Source organism: Bradyrhizobium sp. BRP23, assembly GCF_020194135.1.
Lineage (GTDB): Bacteria > Pseudomonadota > Alphaproteobacteria > Rhizobiales > Xanthobacteraceae > Bradyrhizobium > Bradyrhizobium yuanmingense.
This window is the reverse complement of record NZ_JADYVW010000064.1, coordinates 1-432: the sequence shown is the minus strand read 5'-3', so window position 1 is coordinate 432 and position 432 is coordinate 1. Positions and strand designations below refer to the sequence as shown.

The following is a 432-nucleotide window of genomic DNA, read 5'->3' as shown; positions in this document are numbered from 1 at the left end:
GCTCGAAAAACGCGTCGGCCCGCATTGCCACGGCGTCGAGCCGGCCGGCGCGCAGCTCCACATCGGTGCGGGGCAGGGGCCAGGGCAGGAACTCGACCTCCAGCCCGAGTGCGCCATAGGCCTTGCGCAGCAGCGGCTCGGCCGCGGCGAAGTAGTTGCGCTCGACAGCGGTGGCCATGCGGACCGGTGTCTGCCCGGACGCCGGCAGCGCCAGGGTCGCCAGCAGCAGGGCCGGCCACAGCACCGGCCGCAAGCGGGGGAGGGGGCAGATCATCGGCCAATTCTGCCGTGCGGCCCTGGCCCCGCGTGCTGCCGCGGCGACCGCGGCCTCAGCCTGCCTACACTGCGCACTCGTCGCCGCGGTGTCGGCCGGGTTCCGCCCGGCCCTGTGGACGCGACGCTCCCGGCCCCACAGCACCCGCCGTGGTGGGG

General features: G+C 75.5%; 1 protein-coding gene. It reads right to left on the bottom strand.

Annotated features, from left to right (window positions below; all coding sequences use genetic code 11):
• A partial coding sequence (locus I6F24_RS37350; protein WP_225156613.1) for a hypothetical protein occupies positions 1-274 on the bottom strand: 274 nt, incomplete at its 3' end.
• Positions 275-432 lie beyond the last annotated feature (158 nt).